Genomic DNA, 25,740 nt, shown 5'->3' on the forward strand with positions numbered 1-25,740 from the left:
AAGGCAAGTTTCTGCATCATAAATGATTGGGGCCGCTAAGCGGCCCCAATTACAGCACTGAAGGCTCAGCGCTTGTCTTCTACCTTCCACGCGCCACCGTCGTAGAACGCCTTCCAGCCGGTAGGCTTGCCATCGACCTCGGACTGCACGTACTGCTCCTTGGTCTTGCGGCTGTAGCGGATCACCGCAGGGCGGCCGTCCGGGTCCTTCTGCGGCGCATCGCACAGGAAGTGGTACTTCGGGTCGATCTCGTGCTTGTGCGGCACGATTTCCATGACCAGTGGTGCCCGGGTTTCGCGGTTCTTGGGGAACTGGCTGGCCGCCAGGAACAACCCCGAGGCGCCATCGCGCAGTACGTAGGTGTCGTCCACCTTCTCGCACTTGAGCTCAGGCATGTCCACCTTGTCCATCTTCGGTGGCGCTGCCTCACCGCTTTTCAGCAGTTTGCGGGTGTTCTTGCAAGCCGGGTTGGTGCAGCCGAAGAACTTGCCGAACCGGCCGGTCTTCAGTTGCATCTCGCTACCGCACTTGTCGCATTCCAGGCTTGGCCCTTCGTAACCCTTGATGCGGTAGTTGCCTTCTTCGATTTCGTAGCCAGCGCAGTCCGGGTTGTTACCGCAGATGTGCAGCTTGTGCTTCTCATCCAGCAAGTAGGCATCCATCGCCGTGGCACAGATCGGGCAACGGTGCTTGCCCAACAGCACCCGCGACTCGGACTCGCCCTCGTCGTCCGCAGCGATCTCATCGCCGGGCACCAGGTTGACGGTCGCCTTGCAGCGTTCTTTCGGCGGCAGGCTGTAGCCAGAGCAGCCAAGGAATACCCCAGTGGAAGCGGTACGAATCATCATTGGCCGGCCACATTCCTTGCACGGAATGTTGGTCATGGTCGGCTGGTTGGCGCGCATGCCGTCTTCGCTCGACTCGGCCGTCTGCAGCTTCTTGCTGAAGTCGCCATAGAACTCGTCGAGCACGTTCTTCCAGTCACGCTCGCCCTGGGCCACGTCGTCGAGGTTCTCTTCCATGTCGGCGGTAAAGCCGTAGTCCATCAGGTTGGAGAAGCTTTCCGACAGGCGCTCGGTGACGATGTCGCCCATTTTCTCGGAGTAGAAGCGGCGGTTGTGCAGGGTCACATAACCACGATCCTGGATGGTGGAAATGATCGCCGCGTAGGTCGACGGGCGACCGATGCCGCGCTTTTCCATTTCCTTTACCAGGCTGGCTTCGGTGAAGCGTGCCGGCGGCTTGGTGAAGTGCTGGCTCGGGTCGATCTGCAGCAACTTCAGCGCTTCGCCCTGGACCATTTCCGGCAGTACGTCGTCTTCACCCGGTTTGCTCTGCTGTGGCAGCACACGGGTATAACCGTCGAACTTCAGGATACGGCCCTTGGCGCGCAGCTCGAAATCGCCGGCAGCCACGGTGACACTGGTAGACAGGTACTGCGCCGGCGGCATCTGGCAAGCCAGGAACTGGCGCCAGATCAGCTCGTACAGGCGCTCGGCGTCGCGCTCCATGCCACTGAGCTTGGTCGGGTGTGTATTCACGTCCGACGGGCGAATCGCTTCGTGCGCTTCCTGGGCGCCTTCTTTGCTGCCGTAGACCAGCGGTGCATCCGGCAGGTACTGCTTGCCGAACTCACGCTCGATGTAGCTGCGGGCCATGTCCAGGGCATCGGCCGACAGGTTGGTCGAGTCGGTACGCATGTACGTGATGTAGCCAGCTTCGTACAAGCGCTGGGCCATCATCATGGTCTTCTTCACACCAAAGCCCAGGCGGTTGCTGGCGGCCTGCTGCAGGGTGGAGGTAATGAACGGCGCCGACGGCTTGCTGCTGGTCGGGCGGTCTTCGCGCTTGACCACGCTGTAGCTGGAAGCCTTGAGCTTCTCCAGCGCGGCCATGGCCTGGGCTTCGTTCAGCGGCTTGAACGCCTCGCCATTTTCGCGCGCCACTTCGAAACGCACCTTGGCGTTTTTCGCGGTGCCGAGGTCGGCGTGGATTTCCCAGTATTCTTCCGGGATGAACGCGCGAATTTCACGCTCGCGCTCTACCACCAGCTTGACCGCTACCGACTGCACGCGACCGGCAGACAAGCCACGGGCAATCTTGGCCCACAACAGCGGCGACACCATGTAGCCCACCACACGGTCAAGGAAACGCCGAGCCTGCTGCGCGTTGACCCGGTCGATGTCCAGCTCGCCCGGTTGCGAGAAGGCTTCCTGAATCGCCTTCTTGGTAATTTCGTTGAACACCACGCGCTTGTAGCGGGCGTCGTCACCACCGATGGCCTCGCGCAGGTGCCAGGCAATGGCTTCCCCTTCGCGGTCCAAGTCGGTTGCGAGATAGATGGTGTCGGCATCCTTGGCCAGGCGGCGCAGCTCTTCGATCACCTTTTCCTTGCCAGGCAGGATCTCGTACTTGGCTTTCCAGCCGTGGTCGGGGTCGACACCCATGCGCGACACCAGCTGGCGACGGGCCTTTTCCTTGGGTGAAAGCGCCGGGGCCTCACCCGCAGCCTTACCACGCTTGGCGGCCGGCTCTTTGCTTGCGCTGGCCGAACCGCTGGTGGGGAGGTCTCGGATATGGCCGATACTCGACTTCACCACGTACTGGTTGCCCAGGTACTTGTTGATGGTCTTGGCCTTGGCCGGGGATTCCACAATGACCAGCGATTTGCCCATGGATCGGAGTATTCCTGAATCTGAAGATGAAAAACGCGTCAGGTGCCGACACGCGGCACCGCTATATATAGTGGCAAAAGTGTGAGGTCAAGTTCGAACGATCATGCGTGCGACTTGCCCAGCAACCCGGGCAGCCCCTCTTCGGCCTTGACCAAAGCAAAGCGTGGCACCTGCTCGCCGTCAACCTCGACGGACTCCTGGAACATCGAAAGTGGCCTTACCCAGAAGCTGTAGTCACCATACAGGCACTGGTAGAAAACCATCCACTCTTCGCTCTCGGAGTGCCGCGCAACGCTGAAGACACGGTACTCAGGCCCTTTGTAATGCCGGTAGACGCCTGGCTGTATCTGCATGTTGCACACCCTCCTGAATAAAACCTGAAAAAACAAAACCGGGGCACAAGGCCCCGGTTGCTGTCCAGCGGCGCGATCAGACGCGTTCGAAGACAGTGGTGATACCTTGGCCGAGGCCGACGCACATGGTCGCCACCCCGAGGGTACCGCCATTTTGCTTCATGACATTGAGCAGGGTGCCGGAAATACGTGCCCCAGAGCAACCGAACGGGTGCCCCAAAGCGATGGCGCCGCCGTGCAGGTTAACCTTCTCATCCATCTTGTCGAGCACTTTCAAATCCTTCAGCACTGGCAAGGCCTGTGCAGCGAAGGCTTCGTTGAGCTCGATGAAGTCGATGTCTGCCATGGTCAGCCCGGCACGCTTGAGGGCTTTCTGGGTCGATGGCACCGGGCCGTAGCCCATGATCGCCGGGTCCACACCTGCCACCGCCATCGAGCGGATTACCGCCAACGGCTGTATACCCAGGTCCATGGCGCGCTGGCCAGACATGACGATCATGCACGACGCGCCGTCGGTGATCTGCGACGAAGTACCGGCCGTAACCGTGCCCCCTTTGGGGTTGAATGCCGGCTTGAGCGACGCGAGGCCTTCGAGGGTGGTTTCCGGGCGAATGGTTTCGTCGAAATCGAATACCTTCAGGAAGCCGTTCTCGTCGTAGCCCTGCATCGGGATGATTTCATCCTTGAACTTGCCTTCGACCGTAGCCTTGTGGGCCAACTGGTGCGAACGCAAGCCAAACAGGTCCTGCTGCTCACGGGTGATGCCATGCATCTTGCCGAGCATTTCTGCAGTGAGGCCCATCATCCCGGAAGCCTTGGCGGCATGCAAGGACAGGTGCGGGTTAGGGTCCACGCCGTGCATCATGCTGACATGGCCCATGTGCTCCACGCCGCCGACCACGAACACATCGCCGTTGCCGGTCATGATGGCCTGGGCGGCGGTGTGCAGCGCGCTCATCGACGAGCCGCACAGGCGGCTGACGGTTTGCGCAGCGGAGGTGTGCGGGATCTGCGTCATCAGCGAAGCCATGCGGGCGATGTTCCAGCCCTGCTCCAGGGTCTGGTTGACGCAGCCCCAGATCACGTCCTCGACCTCTTTGGGGTCGACCTTGCCGTTGCGCTCCAGCAGCTTGCTGATCAGGTGCGCCGACATGTCTTCGGCGCGGGTGTTGCGGTGCATGCCACCCTTGGAGCGGCCCATCGGCGTGCGACCGAAGTCGACAATCACCACGTCTCTTGGATTCAGGCTCATATCAAATCTCTCGCTCTAGCTCGTTGACCGCTCAGTTGAAGAAGCGCTGGCCATTCTTGGCCATTTCGCGCAGCTTGGCGGTCGGGTGGTACAGCGGCCCCAGGTCGGCATAGCGATCGGCCAGGGCAACGAATTCGGCGACACCGATCGAGTCGATGTAGCGCAGCGCACCACCGCGGAAGGGAGGGAAACCAATGCCGTAGACCAGCCCCATGTCGGCTTCGGCAGCGGTCTCGACGATGCCGTCTTCCAGGCAGCGCACGGTCTCCAGGCACAGCGGCACCATCATCCAGTTGACGATGTCTTCATCGGTGACTTCACGCTGCTCGAACACGATCGGCTTGAGCACGTCGAGCACGGTAGCGTCGAACACTTTCTTCGGCTTGCCACGCTTGTCGGTTTCGTAGGCGTAGAAACCCTTGCCATTCTTCTGCCCCAGGCGGTTGGCCTCGTACAGGGCATCCACCGCCGAGCGGCGCTCGTCCTTCATGCGGTCAGGGAAACCTTCGGCCATCACGTCACGGCCGTGGTGGCCGGTGTCGATGCCTACCACGTCCATCAGGTAGGCCGGGCCCATTGGCCAGCCGAACTTTTCCATGACCTTGTCGATGCGCACGAAGTCGACACCGGCGCTGACCAGCTTGGCAAAGCCGCCGAAGTACGGGAACAGCACGCGGTTGACCAGGAAGCCCGGGCAGTCGTTGACCACGATCGGGTTCTTGCCCATTTTCTTGGCATAGGCCACGGTGGTGGCCACAGCCACTTCACTGGACTTCTCGCCACGGATCACTTCCACCAGCGGCATCATGTGCACCGGGTTGAAGAAGTGCATGCCGACGAAGTTTTCCGGGCGCTTGAGCGCCTTGGCCAACAGGTTGATGGAGATCGTCGAAGTGTTGGAGGCCAGGATCGCATCGTCCTTGACCTGCCCTTCCACTTCCGCCAGCACCGCCTGTTTGACTTTCGGGTTCTCGACCACGGCCTCGACCACGATGTCGACATTGGCAAAGTCGCCATAGGACAGGGTCGGGCGAATGGCATTGAGCGCCTCGGCCATCTTGGCCGGGGTCAGGCGGCCCTTTTCGACGCGGTTGCCAAGCAGCTTGGAGGCCTCGTTCAAGCCCAGCTGGATGGCTTCCTCGCGGATGTCCTTCATCAGGATCGGGGTGCCCTTGACCGCGGACTGGTAGGCGATGCCGCCACCCATGATACCGGCGCCAAGCACGGCAGCCTGCTTCACGTCGTGGGCGATTTCGTCGTGCGCCTTGGCCTTGCGCTTGAGCTCCTGGTCGTTCAGGAACAGGCCGATCAGGCTCTCGGCAACCGAGGTCTTGGCCAGTTTGGCAAACCCGGCCGCTTCGACTTCCAGCGCCTTGTCGCGGCCGAAGTTGGCGGCCTTCTGGATGCTCTTGATGGCTTCGACCGGGGCCGGGTAGTTCGGCCCGGCCTGCCCGGCAACGAAGCCCTTGGCAGTTTCGAACGCCATCATCTGTTCGATGGCATTGAGCTTGAGTTTTTCCAGCTTGGGTTGGCGTTTGGCCTTGTAGTCGAGCTCGCCGCTGATGGCGCGCTTGATCAGGTCGATGGCGCCAGCCTGCAGCAGCTCGGGCGCAACTACGGCATCGACGGCGCCGACTTTGAGGGCGTCTTCGGCGCGGTTTTCCTTGCCGGCAGCGATCCACTCGATGGCGTTGTCCGAACCGATCAGGCGCGGCAGGCGCACGGTGCCGCCAAAGCCCGGGTAGATGCCCAGCTTGACTTCCGGCAGGCCGATCTTGGCGCTGCTGGACATGACACGGTAATCGGCGGCAAGGCACATTTCCAGGCCGCCACCCAGGGCGATGCCATTGATGGCCGCGACGGTCGGCACTTCGAGGTCTTCGAAGGCGTTGAAGATGCGGTTGGCTTCCAGGTTGCCGGCGACCAGTTCGGCCTCGGGCAGCTTGAAGTTGTCGACGAACTCGGTGATGTCGGCGCCGACGATGAACACGTCCTTGCCACTGCTGACGATGACGCCCTTGACCGAGGCGTCGGCCTGGATGGCGCCTACGGCCTCGCGCAGCTCGTTCAGGGTCAGGCGGTTGAACTTGTTGACGGACTCACCCTTGAGGTCGAACTTGAGCTCGACGATGCCACTTTCAAGAGCCTTAACCGTGATGGCTTTACCTTCGTAAATCATCAACTGATCTCCACGATATGGAAGCTGAACTGTACACGCCGATCGCTGCAGCGGAAGCAGGCCTAGCTGCCCCGCCCAGGCACACCCGTCAGCGCGCTAGTCGGAAGTATGGCTTGGCGTGGTGACATACAAACGCTCAATTCATACGCCCGTTTGATTTGGGTGTGCACACATTCTCCGAAAAGATCTGCGTTGTCAAATGCTCACGAGCACGAAGAAAACGCGACTTTGTGGTCATTTTGTACCGTGCGCGCAGCAAATCATGATGACAGTGATCACCGGTCATTCATGCCAGCGATCGACCCCCGCGATTGCACAGGCGCTGCACATTTTCGCTTGCGCGCCGAGCGGGTATGGCTACACTGCCACTTGCGTGAATGAATACCCGGCCTGCCTGGCCTTTTCTGCGAAAGCAGAACGCAAAGCGGCGACTTGGCACCCCACCCCTTCAGGGGTATGCCAAGCCGCCGCTTTGTCGTTGTAGGAGCGGCATTGTGTCTTGAGAGGGGATTAGACCTGGTCATTCACCGTTCCACTTGTGGGAGCGGGCTTGCCCGCGAACACCGGCGCAGCCGGTGCCAGACACCGCGTCGCCTGCTTCGCGGGCTTGCCCGCTCCCACAGGTGAATCGCGCAGGCTTTTCAAATTTTGAGAAAGAGAGTTGCTCCTAAAGGGATCGTGTTTAGCTGAACTCAGGCGAGGGTTTCGAGGACGTAGGCAACATCCTGCAATACAGCCATATCGCCCCGTTCAGTCCAATACAACGCGATCATCCGGGCATCGGCCTCTACCTTGTAAACGCTCGCCGGCAAGCGCGCCAGCGCCTCCACGAAACGCGGGTCTTCGCAGGGTTCGCGGTACTGGTTCCACCACACCCCCGGGCTGACCTGCCAGTAGCTGAAGCTGTTCTGTTGCCCACGGCGGCGCGCCCGGTGGTACTGCGGGCAAGGACTTGGCGGCTCCTTCTCCAGCCAGTGCGGCCACTGCTGTGGCGCCAGCTGCATGGCCAACCCCATACGTCGGGCCTCCAGGCGCAGCTTCATCTGCTCGCTCTGCTTGCGCGAACTGCGCAACCAGGAAAACGGGCTGAGAATCAGCGCAAGGATTGACACCACCAGCAATACCGTCATATCAGTAGATTCCATAAAGCGTTGCAAATGAGCTGGTTAGCCACTTTTCACGGAAGACCCGCCCGAAAGCGACCATACTTCCTTTATCGCGATTGTCAGGAGTACTGCTCATGCCCTACGAACATTTGTTGGTCGCGGTCGACCTGACCGAAGAATGCGACCCGGTAATCAAGCGCGCCATGGCCTTGGCTGCCCCATCGAACGCCAAGGTATCGCTGGTGCATATCGTCGAGCCAATGGCCATGGCGTTTGGCGGCGATGTGCCGATGGACCTGTCGCAACTGCAACAACAGCAGTTCGACCAGGCCAAAGAGCGCATGGACCGGTTGTTCAACAAGTACCCGGACATTAATCGAGGCGACTCGCACCTGACCTACGGCCAACCTCGCCAGGAAATTCACCAGCTTGCCAAGGAACAACACTGCGACCTGATCGTGGTCGGCAGCCATGGCCGCCACGGCCTGGCGTTGCTGTTGGGTTCCACGGCCAATGACGTGCTGCACGGTGCGCCATGTGACGTGCTGGCGGTACGCTTGCAGAAGAAAGACTGAGCCGACCTGGTCCGGCCCTATCGCCGGCAAGCCAGCCCCCACAGAGGCACCATGGATTTCAAGCCTTATGGTGTCCCTGTGGGAGCTGGCTTGCCGGCGATAGGGCCGGACCAGGCTAACAACTATCAGCCTTCCAGCTCAGCCCAGCGCTCTACCAGTACATCCAGCTCACCCTGCAGCTTCTCGATCCTGGCCAGCACCGCCGAAGTCTCCGCAATCGGCCGCTGATAGAAGCCCACCGCATTCACTTCTTCCTGGGCTTCAGCCATGCGCTGCTCCAGCGCGTCGATCTGCCCCGGCAGCATCTCCAGCTCACGCTGCAGCTTGTAGCTGAGCTTTTTCTTCGATGCCTCTTCCACCACCGGCGCAGCAACAGGCGCAGGCTTGGCCTCGACCTTCTCCACCACCGCGCTGTTGAGGGCCGACTTGCCGCCCTTGCTCTCGGTCACGCCCAGCAGCTTCGGCGAGCCGCCCTGGCGAATCCAGTCCTCATAACCCCCTACATACTCGCGCACCTTGCCCTCGCCTTCGAACACCAGGGTGCTGGTGACGACGTTGTCGAGGAAGGCCCGGTCGTGGCTGACGATCAGCACGGTGCCCTTGTAGTTGGCCAGCACCTCTTCGAGCAGTTCGAGGGTTTCCACGTCCAGGTCGTTGGTCGGTTCGTCGAGCACCAGCAGGTTGGCCGGCTTGCTGAACAGCTTGGCCAGCAGCAGGCGGGCACGCTCACCCCCCGACAGCGCCTTGACCGGCGTGCGCGCACGCTGGGGGCTGAACAGGAAGTCGCCCAGGTAACTGAGCACATGGCGGTTCTGCCCATCGATCTCGATGAAGTCACGGCCTTCGGCGAGGTTGTCGATCACCGTCTTTTCCAGCTCGAGCTGGTGGCGCATCTGGTCGAAATAGGCCACTTCCAGCTTGGTGCCGCGCTCGACCTTGCCTGAAGTGGGCTCCAGGTCACCGAGCATCAACTTCAGCAAGGTGGTCTTGCCGGTACCGTTGGCACCCAGCAGGCCGATACGGTCTTCGCGCTGCAGGACCATGGAGAAGTCCTTGACCAGCATCGGCCCTTCGGGATGATGGAAACTCACGTTTTCCAGCACCATGACCTGCTTGCCGGACTTTTCCGCCGCCTCGATCTGGATATTGGCCTTGCCCTGGCGTTCGCGGCGCTCGCCACGCTCTACCCGCAGGGCCTTCAAGGCACGCACGCGACCTTCGTTGCGGGTACGGCGGGCCTTGATGCCCTGGCGAATCCACACTTCTTCCTGGGCCAGGCGCTTGTCGAACAGCGCGTTGGCGGTTTCTTCGGCGGCCAGTGCGGCCTCCTTGTGCACCAGGAAGCTGGCGTAGTCGCCGTTCCAGTCGATCAGGCCGCCACGGTCCAGTTCAAGGATGCGGGTGGCCAGGTTCTGCAGGAACGACCGGTCGTGGGTAATGAACAGCACCGCGCCGTTGAAGCCGCGCAGGGCCTCTTCGAGCCAAGCAATGGCGCCAATGTCCAGGTGGTTGGTCGGCTCGTCGAGCAGCAGCAGGTCGGGCTCCGACACCAGCGCCTGGGCCAGCAGCACGCGGCGGCGCCAGCCACCGGACAGCTCGGCCAGGGTCTTGTCGGCAGGCAGTTGCAGGCGGCTGAGGGTGCTTTCCACCACCTGCTGCAGGCGCCAGCCGTCGCGGGCTTCCAGTTCGTGCTGAACATGCATGAGCTTTTCCAGGTCATCGTCGCCCTGGATGTTCATGCTCAGGTGGTGGAACTGCGCCAGCAGTTCACCCACGCCGTCGAGGCCGGCCGCGACCACGTCGAACACCGTGCGCTCATCGGCCACCGGCAGTTCCTGCGGCAGTTCGCCGATCTTCAGGCCCGGCGCACGCCAGATTTCCCCGTCGTCGCCCTTCTGCTCGCCCTTGACCAGGCGCAGCATGCTCGACTTGCCGGTGCCGTTGCGGCCGATGATGCACACCCGCTCGCCACGAGCGATCTGCCAGGACACTTTGTCCAGCAGCGGCATGGCGCCGAATGCGAGGGACACATCGCTGAATTTGAGCAGGGTCATGTTGGTCTCCATAAATCGGGCGCGCATTCTACCTGAGTTGGGCCCCCGACGGCAGCTGCCAGGCCAATCGATGCACCCGTGGCGACATCCGGTCGACGTTAATATGCCGATACAAGCACAGTGCTTTCACCCGCTGCCGGCAAACGGCTAAGCTAAGCCAATAGCTTCCAACAGTGCTGGCTCCGCCGTCACTTTCCCATGGTTCAACTGCCCGGACGTATCATGCGCAGCCGCCTGTTACAAATTGCTTCCTGCCTGCTGCTGACCGCTGCCACCAGCGCGGCACAGGCCACCGACCTCACCCTGCAGCGCCAGTACTACGACGAAGCCAAGCGCGCGCTGGCCAAGGGCGACAAAGGCCCTTACCTACGCTATGCCCAGGCTCTGAGTGACTACCCGCTGACCCCGTACCTGGCCTACGACGAGCTCACTGCCCGCCTGAAAAGCGCCAGCAACCAGGAAATCGAGGCGTTCCTCGCCAAGCATGGCGACCTGCCCCAGGCCAACTGGATGAAACTGCGCTGGTTGCGCTGGCTGGCCGAACGCGGGGAGTGGGACACCTTCGTCAAGTACTACGACCCCAAGCTCAATTTCACCGAGCTCGATTGCCTCAACGGCCAGTACCAGCTCAGCCATGGCCTGCGTGCCGAAGGCAACGCCACCGCCGAAAAGCTGTGGAACGTGGGCAAGTCGCAACCTGCCGCGTGCGACACACTGTTCGGCATGTGGGCCGCTGAAGGCCAACTGACCGAGAGTAAGCGCTGGCAGCGCATCAAGCTGGCGGCCCAGGCGCGCAATTACAGCCTGGCCAACAGCCTGATCAATGGCCTGACCACCCTCGGCCCGCAAGGCCGGCTGCTGGTCGACGTGGCACAGAAGCCTGAGCTGCTCAACCAGCCATCGCGCTTTGCCCCGGCCAACGAGGCGATGGCCGATGTGGTCAGCCTGGGCCTGCGCCGCCTGGCGCGCCAGGACCCGGAGCGGGCCATGGCGCTGCTGGACGACTACGCCCAGCGCATGCATTTCTCCCGCGACGAAAAGGTGGCCATCGCCCGCGAAATAGGCCTGACCCTGGCCCGCCGCTACGACCCGCGTGCGCTCGACCTGATGACCCGCTACGACCCTGAGCTGCGCGACAACACCGTCAGTGAATGGCGCCTGCGCCTGCTGCTGCGCCTGGGCCGCTGGGAAGACGCCTACGAGCTGACCCGGCGCCTGCCTCAGGACCTGGCCAGCAGCAGCCGCTGGAAGTACTGGCAAGCGCGCAGCCTGGAGCTGGCACAGCCGAACAACCCGCAGATCCCACTGCTGTACAAGACCGTGGCGCGCGAGCGTGACTTCTATGGTTTCCTCGCCGCCGACCGGGCCAAGACACCGTACCAACTGAACAACAAACCCCTGTTGCTGAGCCCGCAACTGGTGAAGAAAGTACGCAATACACCCGGCATCCAGCGGGCGCTGGAATTCCATGCCCGCGGCCAGATCGTCGAAGGCCGCCGCGAGTGGTACCACGTCAGCCGGCACTTCAACCGCGATGAAATGGTGGCCCAGGCGCGTCTGGGTTATGAATTGCGCTGGTACTTCCCGGCCATCCGCACCATCAGCCAGGCCCAGTACTGGGACGACCTGGACATCCGCTTCCCGATGGCCCACCGCGATACCCTGGTGCGCGAAGCCAATGTGCGCGGCCTGCATTCGAGCTGGGTATTCGCCATTACCCGCCAGGAAAGCGCGTTCATGGAAGACGCACGCTCCCCGGTAGGCGCCAGCGGCCTGATGCAACTGATGCCGGCTACCGCCAAGGAAACGGCCCGCAAGTTCAGCATTCCGCTTGCCTCACCGGCACAAGTGCTCAACCCGGACAAGAACATCCAGCTGGGCGCCGCCTACCTGAGCCAGGTGCATAGCCAGTTCAACGGCAACCGGGTCCTGGCCTCAGCAGCCTACAATGCCGGGCCCGGGCGCGTGCGACAGTGGCTGAGGGGCGCCAAGCACCTGAGTTTCGATGTGTGGGTGGAGTCGATCCCGTTCGACGAAACCCGCCAATACGTGCAGAACGTGCTGTCGTATTCAGTGATCTACGGGCAGAAACTGAATGCACCGCAGCCGCTGGTGGATTGGCATGAGCGGTATTTCGATGACATGTAAAGTTCGCTGAGCCCTTGCCGGCCTGTTCACGGGCACCTGTGAACAGGCCGGTGCCAGCACACAGCTATTCCAGGATTTCCACGCCCATCCCGACCTCAAGCCACCCGCTGCCATCCACCGCCAGGTTCTGCCCGAACAGGATATCGCCATCCTTTTCGCGGAAGGTCCTGAGCGTGGCCATCGGTTCACGGTCTTCACTGCGCTCGCCGGTGGCGGGGTCGATAGTGGTAAAGATGCACCTCACACTCGGTTTGAGCACCCGGAATTCGAGGGTGCCAATGCGGATCCGCTTCCAGCCATCCTCGGCGAAAGGCTCGGCGCCCTGCACCACCAGGTTCGGTCGAAAACGCAGCATCTCCATGGGCCGCCCCACACGGCGGTCAAGCTCGTGAAGCGAGCCCTGGCCGATCAGCAACAAGGGGAAACCATCCGGAAAAGCCGCGCGATCGCTGTTGAAGCCATAACCGTTGGGCAAATAACGGGCACGCTGCTCCGGGCAATGCACCAGGCGCACAGCCTTGCCCAGCCACTCGCTCAGCCAGGCCGCCGCGCCATCGCCGGCGTCTGGCACGCGCAAGGTATCGCGCCAGATCGTCACGCCACGCAGGCCCTCATCGGCAGGTGGCACTGCCACCCTCAGCGAGGCGCGCCCAGGCGCCTGCAACAGCAGCTGGCCGCAGCCGTCATCGTGCGCCGCGATCTGGCCAAGGCGTGGCCAGGCACGTTGGGTCAGGAAGCGTCCGTTTTCTGCCTCGACCACCATCCAGCGCCGGTCACCCTGCAGGCCCAGCAGCCCCACCGGCGAAGCGCGCAGGCTCTGCGCCTGGCACGACTTCACCGGGTATCGGTACAACTCACTCAGAAACATCCCTGCCGCCTCGCGTCTTGGCAAATGCCAAGCTTATACCGGGCAGGCGTGGCGATCACGCGGTGGCCGTATCCAGCAGCAGACGCTGCTTGACCACGTCGACCAGGCGATCGGGCTGGAACTTGGAAAGGAAGTTGTCGCAACCCACTTTCTTGACCATGGATTCATTGAAACTGCCCGACAGCGATGTGTGCAGCACCACGTAGAGTTGGCGCAGCCGCGCATCGCCACGAATCTCGGTGGTCAGGCGGTAGCCGTCCATTTCCGGCATTTCGGCGTCGGTGAACACCATCAGCAGCTTTTCACACACGTCCTCGCCTGCATCGGCCCAACCCTTGAGCATGCGCAGTGCCTTCAGGCCATCACTGGCCACATGCAGTTTCATGCCCAACTGGGACAAGGTGTCGCGCAACTGCGCCAGGGCCACACTGGAGTCGTCCACCAGCAGCACCTCGCGGCCTTGCGCCCGTGCCAGCACGGGGTCGGCCAGTTTGTCGCCGGAAACCCGGGCGTTGTAAGGCACGATTTCAGCCAGCACCTTTTCCACGTCGATGACCTCGACCAGTTGCTCATCGACCTTGGTGATGGCAGTCAGGTAATGCTGGCGCCCGGCGCTGGACGGCGGCGGCATGATCGACTCCCAGTTCATGTTGACGATGCGGTCGACCCCTCCTACCAGGAAAGCCTGCACCGAGCGGTTGTATTCGGTGACGATGATGGTGCTGTCGGGCGTGGGTTGCAGCGGGCGCATGCCAATGGCCTGGGACAGGTCGATCACCGGCAACGTCTGCCCACGCAGGTTGACCACACCGCAGACGAACGCATGACGCTGGGGCATCAGGGTGAGCTTGGGCAGTTGCAGCACTTCCTGAACCTTGAACACGTTGATCGCGAACAATTGGCGGCCCGCCAGGCGGAACATCAGGATTTCCAGGCGGTTCTCACCTACCAGTTGCGTGCGTTGGTCTACCGTGTCGAGAATGCCAGCCATTGGAAAGCCCCCAGGCTTGAGTCGAAAAAGGTGAATTGATCTACCCTGTATCGGCGGCTTCCCGCACACCTTGACCCTTGCGGGAAAATGCCGACCCGGCAATTGATATCACTTTACCATCATGCTTTACTGCCGGCACCCCGCTCGAATTCGGCAGCCCGCATCAGGGAAACCCCTAGGGGCAGTCAGGTGAAACCTGATATTCGCGATATCCTTTAGCCATTAATGTGACGCCATTCTCATTGCATGAATGGAGTCAGGCTTTTGCTAGCTATCGTTGCGGCGTGCCCGTCACCTGCGCCTACCCCACGCGCGGGGACCTGATCATGGACACTGCCTTAGCGTTCGATAACGCACTGCAGGGCTTCCTGCTGGATGCCCAGGTACTGCTGACCCAGGCCCAGGAATGCCTGCAGCATCTGGAATTGATCGACAACGATCCAGACGCCTGCCGCTGCCTGGACAGCACCTTGGCCAGCCTCGCCGGGCAGGCCACCCGCCTGGGCGCGCGCGAAGTTGCCCATTACGCCACCGCGCTTCACCAGTTGCTGGCCCCGGCCTGCTACAGCGGCTGTCTGCAGCCAGAGGCATTGCCTGCGATCGAGGCGTGCCTGACCCTGCTGGCCTGGCAACTGGAGTTGCTCGACAGCCGAACCGGGCGGTTGAACCTGGATATCGGCGAGCAACTGGTGCTGCTGGGCGAGCTGGCCAAGGTCGTGCAGCAACCCCTTGCCCCTGCTTGCGCGTCTTGCGATGAAGCAGGCAAAACGTGCGATCACCCGCATGATGTCATGCGCTCCGGCAGCCATGGCAGCCGGCCGTACCGCGCGCATTAACCTGACCAGAAGTGCAACTAACTACATGCACTCAAGCCCTGCGCTGGTCGAACTTGCAAAGTTCGCAAAGTTTCAGGAAGGCCAAGTTGAATCATTACCGCCTTAGTTGCAGCGCGGGTGCGAGCAGCGGGATCCGCGGGTGGCACTTTGCCACCCGGCACCGCCCTGCCAACAGGCGTTTCGGAGCGTCACCCAGCCGCGACCGACACCGTACGAAGTGGTAATATGCGCCCCCACAAACACTTGCAATCACAAAAAAGTTTGCACATCAGGTGCTCGACCAAACAGCGGAAGTACTGCGCCAAAGCCTCTGACCCGCATTGTGCAAGGCCTCTATCAGCAATACTTCAGTGGCTTCCCTATTTATGCTCCCACGCTTGAAATTCTACATGCGTAGCTGCTGCCGCGTTGCCCTGCTGCGCTGGCTGACGGTCGGGCTGTGTGTGGCCTCGCTGGTTACCAACCTGATGCTGTACCTGGCCAACCTGGCTATCCCGGCTGGCCTGCTGCTTTTGCAGTTGGCCGCAACGCTGGCCGCCACCCTGCAGTTGGGATTGGGGGCCAGGTCGATCAGCCTGCGGCCGGCTGAACTGGCCGAGCGCATGCTGAAGGTGCAGGAAGACGAGCGGCAACACCTGAGCCGGGAGTTGCACGACGACATTGGCCAATTGCTGACTGCCGCCAAACTGCAACTGCAGTGGCTGAAACGGCGCATGCCGGCCGAGTTGCAGGGCCACTGCGATGCGCTGCACAGCACCCTGGATGACACCCTGGGCACGGTACGCAACGTGTCGAGCCTGCTCAACCCCAGGCAATTGGCGAGTCTTGGGTTGGAAGCCAGCTTGCGCGCGCACTTGGTCCGCACGCTGGGCAGCAGCAGCGTACACTGGAGCCTGGCGTGCAACCAACGTCTGGGCGGCATTGACGATGCAGTGGCCATGGCAGTGTTCCGCATCACCCAGGAAGCAGTCACCAACATGCTGCGCCATGCCCAGGCACACAACCTGGTTGTGCGCCTGCAACGCACCCCTGCCGGGCTGGCGTTGTCGATTCACGACGATGGCCGCGGCTTCGTTCCCGCCCGGCATCCGGCCGAGGCCGGCCAGCGCGGCCTGGCCGGCATGCAGGAGCGGGTAACGGCCTTGCAGGGCAGCCTGCAGATCACCAGCCAGCCTGGCCAGGGTACACGGATAGAAGCGATGTTCCCGTGGCCACCGCGCACCCAGCAACGCGCCAGGAGTACTGTTGCCCATGACCTGTAGATTGCTGCTGGTCGACGACCACTCGCTGATCCGCGCCGGCGTACGCGCGCTGGTTTGCGACATTCCCGGCTACAGCGTGGTCGGTGAGGCCGAGGATGGCAGCCAGTTGCTTGAGCAGGTGCGCGCACTGGCGCCGGACATTGTCCTGCTGGACATTTCCATGCGCTCGACCAGTGGCCTGGACGCCCTGACCCAATTGCGGGCCTGCGGCAGCAACTGCAAGGTGCTGATCCTGTCGATGCACACCGATCCGGACCTGATCATGCGTGCCCTGGAAAGCGGTGCCCACGGTTACCTGCTCAAGGACACCAGTGCCACCGAGCTGGAGCAGGCCCTGGAGGCAGTACGCCACGGCGAGCGCTACCTGAGCCCGGCCATCGCCCACACCGTCATCAACCAGGCGCTGCAGCGCAACAGGCCGGGCGCACAGGGCGGCAGCGACCGGCATAACCTCACGGCGCGCCAGCTGGAGATCCTGCGCCTGATCGTGCGCGGCAAGTCGACCCGGGAAATTGCCACTGGCCTTGGCCTGTCGATCAAGACCGTGGAAACCCACCGCTCGCAAATCATGAAGCGCCTGCAAATTCATGACGTGGCTGGCCTGGTACTGTTTGCCGTGCGCGAAAAGATCATCAGCCTGGACGACTGAGCAGCGGCGACCCGGCAGGCAGGTGCAGGCGCAACGCTGCGGGCCGGGCTTCGAAACGCAAGTTGGTAGTCTGCAAGGGCTCGCCATCGAGGTTGAGGTCCAGGCCTTGGGCACTCTTGATCTCGACCCAGGGCAACCTGGCACGGACGAACAGGCCATCACCGGCCAGCAGGTCACGCAACGTGCCCAGCATTTCCTGTGGGGCAGGCAACACGGCGATATCGAGCAAGCCATCATCGACTACCGCATCCGGGCACAGCTCCTGCCCGCCTCCCGCCTGGCGGCCATTGCCGATACCCAGTGCCAGCAGATCCCCTTGCCAGTGGAAATCCGGCCCTTGCAGCTCGACCGAGGCCGCCTGCAGTTCGCTGAAGCGTGTGAGGCCGGTGAACAGATAGGCCGCGGCGCCCAGGACCTTCTTCAGGTCTTCGGACGTATTGGCCGTGACCTGACTACCGAACCCGCCGGTGGCCATGTTGAGGAACAGCTGGTCGCCGGCCTGGCCCAGGTCTATGGGCTGTGCCGCCTCATTCAACAAGGCCAGCGCAGCGGCAGGCTCCAGCGGAATGCCGGCAGCCTTGGCAAAATCGTTGGCGGTGCCCAACGGCAGCAATACCAGGCTGGCATCGGTCCCGGCCTGCCCCATGGCCTCGGCCACATCGCGCAGGGTCCCGTCGCCGCCACCGGCGACAATGTGGCTGTAACCTGCCGCCAGCGCCTCGGTCACCAGGCGCTGGGCATCGCCCGCCTCCCAGGTGACCCGCACATCCAGCACCCAGCCACTGTCGCGCATGTCGTGCACGGCATCGCGCAGTTCGTCGTTCATCGCCTGCTTGCCGTGCAGGACCAGCATTGCCTTGCGCGCTTGCATAGGCGCATCTCCCTGAGGTTGACCAACCCTATCTCGACCACATGGACGCGTGGATCGTTGCATGCCGCGTTCAAAAACAGCCAGCGGCGTGTCGCGCGTGGCAGGCGGTGTTCCCAGCAGCAGCGCCGGCTCGGCTGGTAGTGAAGATAATGGCATTTTTTCCACAGCCGACAATGCCCGGCTATGCTGAGTCGAGACACTTTTGACAGGTTTTTGACCCTACAAGCGAATGAGCACAGGCGAGTCAGCATTTTGACTGTGAAATGCCCTGGCTTGCCCGCCACGGACGCTCCTCCCGGCCCTCACCTGCAACCGGCCGACAGGTGCGTCTTGCCCTCTGCAGCCGTCAGCGAGGACCACGGTCATGCGTATTCTCTGGACACTGCCTTACCTGCCTTGGCCGACCACCAGTGGCTGCAAGACTCGCCAATACCACCTGATCCGGGCACTGGCCCAGCGCGGCCACCGCATCACCTTGTTGGTGCAATCGAAGATACCCCTCAGCGACGCCGCACGCGAGGCGCTCGAACCGTACCTCGAACGGCTGATAGTCCTGCCGCGCAGGCCGCTGCATAGCCCGCTGAACCTGCTGGCCTCGCCGATCATCGACTACCCCATGCGGGCGATCATCAACGGCCTTTGCGCAGCGTTGCGGCACCGCTTCGAGCAGTTGCTGGAGGAACCTTGGGACGTGATCCAGATCGAGCACAGCTATAGCTTCCAGCCGTTCGAGAAGGCCCTGCAGGCCCGCGGCCTGCCCTTCATGCTCAGCGAACACAACCTGGAGTCGGTTACCGGCAGCGCCTGCCATGACCGCCTGCCGTTATGGCTACGCCCGCTCAATGCCTTCGACCGCTGGCGCTACCGGCGCTGGGAACAGCGCGTGCTGGGCCAGCCCACCGAGCTGGTAGCCGTCAGCGCTCACGACGCCGAGCTGATCGGGCAGATCAGCAGGCGCCCGGTGAATGTGGTGGTCAATGGCGTGGAATGTGATTTCTACCAGCAGGTGCAGCCGGCGCTGCACAGCCAGCGCCTGCTGTTTGTCGGCAATTTTGAATACGGCGCCAACCTGGAAGCCATCGAGTGGGCGCTGGAAGACATCATGCCGCAGGTGTGGCTGAGCAACCCGGCCGTGCGCCTGGCGATTGCCGGGCATGCGATGCCGGCCAGCTGGAAGCTGCACTGGAATGACCCGCGGATCGAATGGCTCGGCTATCGCCCCGATCTGCGTGAACTGCAAAGCCGCTCAGCCCTGTTTTTTGCGCCGCTGCGCTATGCCGGTGGCTCGAAGGTGAAAATCCTTGAAGCAATGGCTGCCGGCCTGCCGATCATCAGTACCGGCAAGGGCGTTTCCGGCCTGGCGGTGAACAACGGCGAGCATTACCTGGGCAGCGATGACAGTGATCAACTGGCCCTGCTGATCACCCAGTTGCTCAACCAGCCCTGGCGCATGAGCCAGTTGAGCGCGGCCGGGCGCCAGTTCGCCCGCCAGCGCCACGACTGGAGCGTGGCGGCTCATCAACTGGAAACCGTGCACATGCGCCTGACCCAGGCAGCACCGGTGCCAGGGCCACTGGCCGATGCCTGGCTGGGGCGTTCAGCCAAGTAGTTCGCTGAAGGGAATGAATGGCACGCTGTCACCCGTTTTCGGCGTGCTGCCTTCGCGCACCTCCACCAGCCCGTCGGCCCAGGCTGCGCTGCGCAGCACACCCGAACTCTGGTTCTTGTAGATGCGCACCTGGCCGTCCTCGATGCGCGCACGCAAGTATTCGCGGCGGCTACCGGGTTTGGGCCAGTCAAACCCCGCCGGCATGTCGAAGCGCAGCGGCGTGACATTGCCCACCCCTTGGCGCCGCAGCAGATAGGGCCGGGTCAGCAGGCCAAAGGTGACCAGGGTCGAGGCCGGATTACCCGGCAGGCCGATCACCGGCACGCCCTGGTAATGGCCGAAGGTCAGCGGCTTGCCCGGCTTGATCGCCAGCTTCCACAGCGCCAGCTCGCCCGCTTCGCGCAGTGCCGCCCCGAGGTAGTCGGCCTCGCCCACCGACACGCCGCCAGTGGACAGGATCAGGTCGACGTGGCCCAGTCCGGCCAGGCAGGCGCGGGTCTGCGCCAGGTCATCCGGCAGGATGCCGGCATCGACCACCTCGCACCCCAGGCGCTGCAACCAACTGACCAATAGCCGACGATTGCTGTTGTAGATTTGCCCGGGCCCCAACGGCAGCCCGGGCTCGACCAGTTCGTCGCCGGTGGACAGTACCGCCACTTTGACCTTGCGTACCACCTCGAGCCGGGCGTGGCCCAAGGTCGCCGCCAGGCCCAGTTCGATCGGCCCCAGGCGCGTGCCGGCGTTCATCACCTGCTCGCCCTTGCGGGTTTCCTGGCCCTGCGGGCGAATGTTCTGCCCGGCGCGCAGCGCCTCGACGAAACGTACCCGGCCATCCTCCAGCACCTGGGTGTTTTCCTGCATCTCGACGCAATCGGCACCTGCCGGCACCGGGGCGCCGGTAAAGATGCGGGCACAGGTGCCCGGCTGCAGAGGCTGTGGCGCATGGCCGGCGAAGATGCGCTGGCTGACGGGCAACAGCTGGCCCTGCCAGTCGGCCAGGCGCAGGGCATAGCCGTCCATGGCACTGTTCGGCCAGGGCGGCAGGTCGAGCGAGGCCACCAGGTCGGTCGCCAGTACCCGGCCTTCGGCTTCGGCCAGGGGCAGGCTTTCAGTTTCCTGAATCGGTGCCGACTCGGCCAATGCCAGCAATTGTTCCAGGGCTTGCTCTACCGGCATCAGCGGCCGTGGCTGACTGACCTCAGCCACGGCTGTCACAGGCCATTGCCTGCTTCAGGTGCGGGACAAAGTTGCACGGCCGATGGCGGGCGTCGAGTTGCTCGGCAAGAATGCCGTCCCAACCGGTGCGCACGGCATTGGTCGAGCCCGGCAGGCAGCACACCAGGGTGCCATTGGCCAGGCCGGCCAAGGCCCGCGACTGCACCGTGGACGTACCGATATCCGGCACGGAGATCTGCCGGAACAACTCGCCAAAGCCATCGACCTGCTTGTCCAGCAGACAGGCCACCGCCTCCGGCGTGCTGTCGCGGCCGGTAAAGCCAGTGCCGCCGGTAATCAGCACCACCTGCACGCGCTCGTCGGCGATCCAGGTGGCAACCTGTGCACGGATCTTGTACAGGTCGTCCTTGAGCAATACCCGCTCTGCCAGGTGATGGCCGGCCTCGCTCAACCGGTCGACGAACATCTGGCCAGAGGTATCGGTGTCGGGCGTGCGGGTGTCGCTAACGGTGAGCACCGCGATATTCAGCGGCACAAAGGGGGTATCTGCCTTGGCTTTCATGGGGGTCCGTCACAACAGGATAGGTTGGCCGCAGTTATATCACAGCGCACATTTACCGGGTTGCGCCCAACAAACTTGCCCTGGATCAACCGCGCAGATTTATCGCTATGATGCACTTGCAGTGAACTTGCACTAAAGTCCTGCGTCATAAATGTCATCTAGCACCATCGCACTTGGAGAACCACGATGATCAAACGGACCCTACCCGCCTTCCTGCTCGCTTTGGGCCTGGGCACCCTTGCCGGCTGCTCCACCCCAACCGTCATCACCCTGAACGATGGCCGAGAAATCCAGGCGACGGATAAACCGTCCTACGACGAAGACTCCGGCTTCTACGAATTCGAGCAGCTGGACGGCAAGCGCACCCGCCTGAACAAGGACCAGATCCGCACCGTGAAAGAGCTTTAACCGCGGCGCGTTTTCAGCAAAGCCCCTTTGCACAGCAGGGGCTTGCGAGCAAAAACACGATGCAGTAGGATTTTGTTCATCGGAGTGTAGCGCAGCCAGGTAGCGCGTCTCGTTCGGGACGAGAAGGCCGCAGGTTCGAATCCTGTCTCTCCGACCAGATCCTCCAGAAGCCCGCTGATGCGGGCTTTTTTGTGCCTGGAAACTGCCACCAACGGTAGCGTTGAAAACCGATAGCCACCCCTGCGCTGCCCCCGTCACCCCTGTGTCAGGCACTGGTGAACTGCAAGGCCGCCAGCCGGGCATACAGCGGGCTTTGCTCGATCAATTGGCGATGAGTGCCCACCGCCACCAAGCGCCCCTGGTCGATGACCGCGATGCGCTCGGCGTGCTGGACCGTGGCCAGCCGATGGGCGATGACCAGCGTGGTACGCCCGGCCATCAGGCGGGGCAGTGCTTGCTGGATCAGGTGTTCGCTTTGCGCGTCGAGGGCGCTGGTGGCTTCGTCCAGCAACAGGATCGGCGCGTCCACCAGTAGCGCCCGGGCAATCGCCAGGCGCTGGCGCTGGCCGCCGGAAAGCCCGATGCCACCCTCCCCCAGCGGTGTCTGGTAGCCCTGAGGTAACTGCCGAATAAACTCATCGGCATGGGCGCCGCGGGCTGCGGCTTCGACCTCGGCCTGGCTCGCCTCGGGGCGGCCATAGCGGATATTGGCTTCCACCGTGCCACGGAACAGCGAAGGGTTCTGTGCAACCAGGGCAAACTGCCGTCGCAGCTGGTCAGGGTCGAATTCTGTCAGCGGCTGGCCGTCGAGCAGGATGCGCCCTTGCTGGGGGTCGTAAAACCGCAGCAACAGATCGAACAAGGTCGACTTGCCGGCCCCTGATGGGCCGACCAGGGCCACGGTCTGGCCAGGCTCGATGACCAGGCTCAGGCCAGCTACCGCTGCCACGGTGGGCCGTGACGGGTAGGCGAACACCAGTTCCTGCAACTCGATGTGCCCGCGGGCCCTATGCCCCGGCAGGCCCGAGGCGGCACAGCCCGGCAGGATTGCGCTGCGTGCGGCCAGCAGTTCGGCGATGCGCTCGGCAGCACCGGCGGCGCGCTGCAGTTCGCCGATCACTTCACTGAGGGTGCCGAAGGCGCTGCCGACGATCAGGCTGTAGAACACGAAGGCGGCCAGTTCGCCGGCGGATATGCGCCCGGCGATCACATCCATGCCGCCCACCCACAGCATCACCCCAACCGCCCCCAGCACCAAGACGATCACCAGAGTGATCAGCCAGGCCCGCTGGGCAATGCGCTTGCGCGCCACGGTGAATGCCGCCTCGACCGTGTCGGCAAAAAGTGCGCGGTCATGTGCCTGATGGTTGTAGGCCTGCACAGTCTTGATCTGCCCCAGCGTCTCGGCCACGTAGCTGCCTACATCGGCGACCCGGTCCTGGCTCTGCCGCGACAGCCTGCGTACGCGGCGACCAAACAGCAGGATGGGCGCCAACACCAGCGGCAGGGTCACCACCACGATGCTGGTGAGCTTGGGGTTGGTAATGAACAGCAGCACCACACCGCCCAGCACCATCAATGCATTGCGCAGGAACATCGACAGCGACGAACCGATGACCGATTGCAGCAGCGTGGTGTCTGCTGTCAGCCGCGACTGGATCTCGGCGCTGCGGTTATCCTCGAAAAAGCCGGGGTGCAGGCCGATCAGGTGGTTGAACACCGCCCGCCGCATGTCGGCCACGCAGCGCTCGCCAATCCAGGACACCAGGTAGAAACGGCTGAACGTACCCACCGCCAAGGCCAGTACCAGCAGCAGGAACAGCCCGATGGTCTGGTTGAGCTGGTGCGCGGAACGGGTCATGAAACCCTGGTCGACCAGCAGCCGGATGCCTTGGCCCATCGACAAGGTGATGCCCGCAGTGACTACCAGTGCCAGCAAGGCCAGCAGAACCTGCCGGCGATAGGGGCGAACGAACTGCCAGGCCAGGCGTAATGCCCGGCGTGGTTGCGGGGAAACCGATTCGGACATGGCGACGATCACTATGGCTGGCGAAGGCCCAGACTACCACTCATCAGGGCTGGGGAACGCGGGCAGGTGGCTATAGCCTATCGATCTAACCAGGGTATGGAGCTTTGCCAGCGTTTCTGTTGGACTGGTATTGCCGTGACGAGCCTGTCGTCACAGGCCAGTCACGGTGCAGGACTACCCTGAGTTCACCTGATGAGGAGACCATGCATGAGCTTGCAGCCTACCAGCGACAACCAGCAGCCCCGGCCGAACCAGCAACCCCAGGTATGCGGTTCGATCATTGATGCCCAGGGGCGCGAAGTACCGATCACCGAGCAGATGATCCAGCAGGCTTGCAAGGCCCTAGAACAGAGCCGGGTCGAGCGCGTACGCAAAGGTTGAGCGGCGAATTTCTTGCAACCCGGCGCCCGCGTCGGGTTTTTATTTGCCCTGAGTTCTGCACTGGCCTCTTACGGCCAGGCCCGGCTGGGCGCTCTCACCCGGGCGAATGGCCGTGCAGCGGCCGGCACGCCGTCAGACCAATACGCCACCCAGCGCACTGACCAGTTGCGCCAACTGCGGCGCCTCGCCACGCAGGCGCACCGCCAGCCCCTCGATTTCGCGTCGCGCTGGGTACTGCTTGCGCAACTGGTCGAACGCGGCACGCTGTTGTTGTGGGTCGTCGCTCAGGCTGCGGCGGAAGTCGGCATCGTCACGGCGCGGGTCGTACACGGCGCGGCACAGGGTGGCCAGGGCCCAGGCCGGGTCGGCGCTGGCATCCAGCTCGATTTGCGCCAGCGGCGGGCGCGGCAGCAGGTCAGCCAGTTGCACCTGCTCATCCACCCCGAGGAAGCGGCACAGGGCCTGGTAGATCTGCGCGGTGCCACGCTGGCGGCCGTCGAGGCTGTAACCGGCAATATGCGGTGACGCCAGGGTACACAGGTCGGCCAGTTGCAGGTCGACTTGCGGCTCGCCTTCCCATACGTCCAGCACGGCATGGATGTCGTCGCGCTGCAGCAGCAGCTCGCGCAGGGCGGCGTTGTCCACCACCGGCCCACGGCTGGCGTTGACCAGCCAGGCACCCGGGCGCAATTGTGCCAATTGCGCCTGGCCCAGCAAGTGCCAGGTGGGGTAGCCGCCGCTACGCTGCAACGGGGTATGCAGGCTGATCACATCACACTGCTGGACAATGGTTTCCAGGCTGACGTAGTCACCGCCTTCAGCGGCCTGGCGCAGCGGGTCGCACACCAGCACCTTCCAGCCCAGGCCGCGCAGCACACGTACCAGCCGCCCGCCGACCTCACCTGCACCGACCACGCCGTAGACCCGTTCTGGCAGCGCAACGCCATCCAGTTCGGCCAGGGTCAGCAGGCTGCCCAGCACGTAATCGACCACGCCGCGGGCATTGCAGCCTGGCGCGCTGCTCCAGCGAATGCCGGCTTCGGCAAAATAGTCCAGGTCCAGGTGATCGGTACCAATGGTGCAGGTACCGACGAAGCGTACCCGGCTGCCTTCGAGCAATGTGCGGTCAACCTTGGTCACCGAGCGTACCAGCAGGATATCGGCGTCCTTGACGCTGGCGGCATCGAGGCTTCGGCCGGGGTAGCGGCGAATTTCCCCGAAGCCTTGGAAGAAGGCATCGAGCAGCGGGATGTTTTCGTCGGCAACTATCAGCATGGCGCTCTCCTGTCTGGGGAGCGCAGTGTAGGCGCATCGCCAGGTGGCTTGCACAGGGTTTCAGTCGGCTTTTTTGCGAATCCAGTAAAGGAAGGTGCCGGCGTCCTCCTGCTGTTGCACGAGTTCGTGGCCGAGGAAGTTGCAGAACTTGGGAATGTCGCGGCGGGTGGACGGGTCGGTGGCGATGACCTTGAGCAGGCCGCCGGCGGCCAGGTTGCGTACGTGCTGGTGCAGCATCATCACCGGCTCCGGGCAGTTCAGGCCGGTGGCATCGAGGATGGCGTCGGGGGTGAAATCGGTCATGGGGGGCTCCGAAAATGATCGCTATTGTCGCGCATCACGCGGCGGGGTCCAAGCGCGGCTTTGCAGGCCATACGTCCGGACGGGCGTTGCCCAGGCCCTTTGCGCCCCTACGGCGGGTCAGAGGCTTCGCGCCGTCTACCAACCCCCGCACGGCTTCTGATCTGGCTGTTGATCTTGA

22 protein-coding genes and 1 tRNA gene are annotated in these 25,740 nt (G+C 63.0%); 9 read left to right on the forward strand and 14 right to left on the reverse strand.

Annotation, left to right across the window (positions count from 1 at the left end):
* Positions 1-65 precede the first annotated feature (65 nt).
* The 5 genes from topA to B3361_RS03170 form a co-directional block, all read right to left on the reverse strand.
* A complete protein-coding gene (topA, locus tag B3361_RS03150) occupies positions 66-2,675 on the reverse strand; it encodes a type I DNA topoisomerase (RefSeq protein ID WP_054904164.1) in 2,610 nt (869 codons plus the stop codon).
* Between the two features lie 101 nt (positions 2,676-2,776).
* Positions 2,777-3,028, reverse strand: coding sequence for a DUF1653 domain-containing protein (locus B3361_RS03155; protein WP_025754461.1), 252 nt, complete (start codon positions 3,026-3,028; stop codon positions 2,777-2,779).
* A 76-nt stretch (positions 3,029-3,104) separates the two neighbouring features.
* Positions 3,105-4,280: an acetyl-CoA C-acyltransferase FadA gene (gene fadA, locus B3361_RS03160; RefSeq protein ID WP_003248768.1), complete on the reverse strand. Its 1,176-nt coding sequence runs from the start codon at positions 4,278-4,280 to the stop codon at positions 3,105-3,107.
* A gap of 31 nt (positions 4,281-4,311) precedes the next feature.
* Positions 4,312-6,459: a fatty acid oxidation complex subunit alpha FadB gene (gene fadB / locus B3361_RS03165; RefSeq protein WP_029887012.1), complete on the reverse strand. Its 2,148-nt coding sequence runs from the start codon at positions 6,457-6,459 to the stop codon at positions 4,312-4,314.
* Positions 6,460-7,151: 692 nt separating this feature from the next.
* A complete protein-coding gene (locus B3361_RS03170; protein ID WP_054904163.1) occupies positions 7,152-7,589 on the reverse strand; it encodes a hypothetical protein in 438 nt (145 codons plus the stop codon).
* Between the two features lie 110 nt (positions 7,590-7,699).
* On the opposite strand from B3361_RS03170, the gene B3361_RS03175 reads away from it, so the two are divergent.
* Positions 7,700-8,140 (forward strand): universal stress protein, encoded by a 441-nt coding sequence (locus B3361_RS03175; protein WP_009686273.1) that lies wholly within the window; start codon positions 7,700-7,702, stop codon positions 8,138-8,140.
* Positions 8,141-8,265: 125 nt separating this feature from the next.
* Here the strand turns inward: B3361_RS03175 and B3361_RS03180 are convergent, their stop codons facing one another.
* On the reverse strand, positions 8,266-10,194 hold the full coding sequence (locus tag B3361_RS03180) for an ATP-binding cassette domain-containing protein (protein WP_054904162.1): 1,929 nt from the start codon (positions 10,192-10,194) through the stop codon (positions 8,266-8,268).
* Between the two features lie 222 nt (positions 10,195-10,416).
* On the opposite strand from B3361_RS03180, the gene B3361_RS03185 reads away from it, so the two are divergent.
* Positions 10,417-12,342, forward strand: a complete 1,926-nt coding sequence (locus B3361_RS03185; RefSeq protein WP_054904161.1) for a transglycosylase SLT domain-containing protein — start codon at positions 10,417-10,419, stop codon at positions 12,340-12,342.
* 64 nt (positions 12,343-12,406) lie between these two features.
* Here the strand turns inward: B3361_RS03185 and B3361_RS03190 are convergent, their stop codons facing one another.
* Positions 12,407-13,210, reverse strand: a complete 804-nt coding sequence (locus tag B3361_RS03190) for an MOSC domain-containing protein (RefSeq protein WP_054904160.1) — start codon at positions 13,208-13,210, stop codon at positions 12,407-12,409.
* A 55-nt stretch (positions 13,211-13,265) separates the two neighbouring features.
* The gene (locus B3361_RS03195) at positions 13,266-14,201 is read right to left on the reverse strand and encodes a chemotaxis protein CheV (RefSeq protein ID WP_054904159.1); all 936 of its coding nucleotides are present in this window, start codon (positions 14,199-14,201) and stop codon (positions 13,266-13,268) included.
* A gap of 326 nt (positions 14,202-14,527) precedes the next feature.
* Between B3361_RS03195 and B3361_RS03200 the strand changes: the two genes are divergently transcribed.
* From B3361_RS03200 to B3361_RS03210, 3 genes are all read left to right on the forward strand, one after another.
* The gene (locus B3361_RS03200) at positions 14,528-15,037 is read left to right on the forward strand and encodes a hypothetical protein (protein WP_054904197.1); all 510 of its coding nucleotides are present in this window, start codon (positions 14,528-14,530) and stop codon (positions 15,035-15,037) included.
* Positions 15,038-15,402: 365 nt separating this feature from the next.
* The gene (locus B3361_RS03205) at positions 15,403-16,299 is read left to right on the forward strand and encodes a sensor histidine kinase (RefSeq protein WP_054904158.1); all 897 of its coding nucleotides are present in this window, start codon (positions 15,403-15,405) and stop codon (positions 16,297-16,299) included.
* Positions 16,289-16,948 (forward strand): response regulator, encoded by a 660-nt coding sequence (locus B3361_RS03210; RefSeq protein ID WP_054904157.1) that lies wholly within the window; start codon positions 16,289-16,291, stop codon positions 16,946-16,948. Before B3361_RS03205 ends, B3361_RS03210 begins: the two co-directional genes overlap by 11 nt.
* On the opposite strand, the gene yegS is transcribed toward B3361_RS03210, so the two are convergent.
* A complete protein-coding gene (gene yegS / locus B3361_RS03215; RefSeq protein ID WP_054904156.1) occupies positions 16,932-17,819 on the reverse strand; it encodes a lipid kinase YegS in 888 nt (295 codons plus the stop codon). The two genes, B3361_RS03210 and yegS, sit on opposite strands and share 17 nt — an antisense overlap.
* 364 nt (positions 17,820-18,183) lie before the next feature.
* On the opposite strand from yegS, the gene B3361_RS03220 reads away from it, so the two are divergent.
* Entirely contained in the window at positions 18,184-19,428 is a 1,245-nt protein-coding gene (locus B3361_RS03220; protein WP_054904155.1) for a glycosyltransferase family 4 protein, read from the forward strand.
* Here B3361_RS03220 and glp read toward each other — a convergent pair.
* Entirely contained in the window at positions 19,417-20,643 is a 1,227-nt protein-coding gene (gene glp / locus B3361_RS03225) for a gephyrin-like molybdotransferase Glp (protein WP_286920107.1), read from the reverse strand. The two genes, B3361_RS03220 and glp, sit on opposite strands and share 12 nt — an antisense overlap.
* Complete coding sequence (gene moaB / locus B3361_RS03230) at positions 20,627-21,166, reverse strand: molybdenum cofactor biosynthesis protein B (RefSeq protein ID WP_009686260.1); 540 nt, start codon at positions 21,164-21,166, stop codon at positions 20,627-20,629. The genes glp and moaB overlap by 17 nt, the downstream gene beginning before the upstream one ends.
* 186 nt (positions 21,167-21,352) lie before the next feature.
* Here moaB and B3361_RS03235 point away from each other — a divergent pair, with 186 nt between their 5' ends.
* Entirely contained in the window at positions 21,353-21,574 is a 222-nt protein-coding gene (locus tag B3361_RS03235) for a YgdI/YgdR family lipoprotein (protein WP_009686259.1), read from the forward strand.
* Positions 21,575-21,654: 80 nt separating this feature from the next.
* Positions 21,655-21,731 (forward strand) — tRNA-Pro (locus tag B3361_RS03240).
* Positions 21,732-21,839: 108 nt separating this feature from the next.
* Here the strand turns inward: B3361_RS03240 and B3361_RS03245 are convergent.
* Positions 21,840-23,603 carry an ABC transporter transmembrane domain-containing protein gene (locus tag B3361_RS03245; RefSeq protein ID WP_054904153.1) on the reverse strand — a complete coding sequence of 588 codons (1,764 nt, stop codon included), beginning with the start codon at positions 23,601-23,603 and terminating at the stop codon, positions 21,840-21,842.
* 207 nt (positions 23,604-23,810) lie between these two features.
* Between B3361_RS03245 and B3361_RS03250 the strand changes: the two genes are divergently transcribed.
* Positions 23,811-23,984, forward strand: a complete 174-nt coding sequence (locus B3361_RS03250) for a PA1571 family protein (protein WP_009686257.1) — start codon at positions 23,811-23,813, stop codon at positions 23,982-23,984.
* A 132-nt stretch (positions 23,985-24,116) separates the two neighbouring features.
* Here the strand turns inward: B3361_RS03250 and pdxB are convergent, their stop codons facing one another.
* Together pdxB and tusA are read right to left on the reverse strand one after the other, a co-directional pair.
* Positions 24,117-25,259: a 4-phosphoerythronate dehydrogenase PdxB gene (gene pdxB, locus B3361_RS03255; protein ID WP_029887248.1), complete on the reverse strand. Its 1,143-nt coding sequence runs from the start codon at positions 25,257-25,259 to the stop codon at positions 24,117-24,119.
* Between the two features lie 60 nt (positions 25,260-25,319).
* Positions 25,320-25,562 (reverse strand): sulfurtransferase TusA, encoded by a 243-nt coding sequence (tusA, locus tag B3361_RS03260; RefSeq protein ID WP_009686255.1) that lies wholly within the window; start codon positions 25,560-25,562, stop codon positions 25,320-25,322.
* Positions 25,563-25,740 lie beyond the last annotated feature (178 nt).

The sequence above is a fragment of the Pseudomonas sp. UBA6699 genome (assembly GCF_002454615.1).
In the GTDB taxonomy this organism is placed as follows: domain Bacteria; phylum Pseudomonadota; class Gammaproteobacteria; order Pseudomonadales; family Pseudomonadaceae; genus Aquipseudomonas; species Aquipseudomonas juntendi.

What these genes read in the sequence shown, in the direction of transcription:
- pdxB (WP_029887248.1), bottom strand. Translation starts at nt 25,259, where the DNA reads ATGCTGATAGTTGCCGACGAAAACATCCCGCTGCTCGATGCCTTCTTC.
- tusA (WP_009686255.1), bottom strand. Translation starts at nt 25,562, where the DNA reads ATGACCGATTTCACCCCCGACGCCATCCTCGATGCCACCGGCCTGAAC.
- B3361_RS03155 (WP_025754461.1), bottom strand. Translation starts at nt 3,028, where the DNA reads ATGCAGATACAGCCAGGCGTCTACCGGCATTACAAAGGGCCTGAGTAC.
- fadB (WP_029887012.1), bottom strand. Translation starts at nt 6,459, where the DNA reads ATGATTTACGAAGGTAAAGCCATCACGGTTAAGGCTCTTGAAAGTGGC.
- yegS (WP_054904156.1), bottom strand. Translation starts at nt 17,819, where the DNA reads ATGCAAGCGCGCAAGGCAATGCTGGTCCTGCACGGCAAGCAGGCGATG.
- B3361_RS03220 (WP_054904155.1), top strand. Translation starts at nt 18,184, where the DNA reads ATGCGTATTCTCTGGACACTGCCTTACCTGCCTTGGCCGACCACCAGT.
- B3361_RS03170 (WP_054904163.1), bottom strand. Translation starts at nt 7,589, where the DNA reads ATGACGGTATTGCTGGTGGTGTCAATCCTTGCGCTGATTCTCAGCCCG.
- B3361_RS03180 (WP_054904162.1), bottom strand. Translation starts at nt 10,194, where the DNA reads ATGACCCTGCTCAAATTCAGCGATGTGTCCCTCGCATTCGGCGCCATG.
- moaB (WP_009686260.1), bottom strand. Translation starts at nt 21,166, where the DNA reads ATGAAAGCCAAGGCAGATACCCCCTTTGTGCCGCTGAATATCGCGGTG.
- B3361_RS03235 (WP_009686259.1), top strand. Translation starts at nt 21,353, where the DNA reads ATGATCAAACGGACCCTACCCGCCTTCCTGCTCGCTTTGGGCCTGGGC.
- fadA (WP_003248768.1), bottom strand. Translation starts at nt 4,280, where the DNA reads ATGAGCCTGAATCCAAGAGACGTGGTGATTGTCGACTTCGGTCGCACG.
- B3361_RS03200 (WP_054904197.1), top strand. Translation starts at nt 14,528, where the DNA reads ATGGACACTGCCTTAGCGTTCGATAACGCACTGCAGGGCTTCCTGCTG.
- B3361_RS03245 (WP_054904153.1), bottom strand. Translation starts at nt 23,603, where the DNA reads ATGTCCGAATCGGTTTCCCCGCAACCACGCCGGGCATTACGCCTGGCC.
- B3361_RS03205 (WP_054904158.1), top strand. Translation starts at nt 15,403, where the DNA reads ATGCTCCCACGCTTGAAATTCTACATGCGTAGCTGCTGCCGCGTTGCC.
- topA (WP_054904164.1), bottom strand. Translation starts at nt 2,675, where the DNA reads ATGGGCAAATCGCTGGTCATTGTGGAATCCCCGGCCAAGGCCAAGACC.
- B3361_RS03210 (WP_054904157.1), top strand. Translation starts at nt 16,289, where the DNA reads ATGACCTGTAGATTGCTGCTGGTCGACGACCACTCGCTGATCCGCGCC.
- B3361_RS03250 (WP_009686257.1), top strand. Translation starts at nt 23,811, where the DNA reads ATGAGCTTGCAGCCTACCAGCGACAACCAGCAGCCCCGGCCGAACCAG.
- B3361_RS03195 (WP_054904159.1), bottom strand. Translation starts at nt 14,201, where the DNA reads ATGGCTGGCATTCTCGACACGGTAGACCAACGCACGCAACTGGTAGGT.
- B3361_RS03175 (WP_009686273.1), top strand. Translation starts at nt 7,700, where the DNA reads ATGCCCTACGAACATTTGTTGGTCGCGGTCGACCTGACCGAAGAATGC.
- B3361_RS03185 (WP_054904161.1), top strand. Translation starts at nt 10,417, where the DNA reads ATGCGCAGCCGCCTGTTACAAATTGCTTCCTGCCTGCTGCTGACCGCT.
- B3361_RS03190 (WP_054904160.1), bottom strand. Translation starts at nt 13,210, where the DNA reads ATGTTTCTGAGTGAGTTGTACCGATACCCGGTGAAGTCGTGCCAGGCG.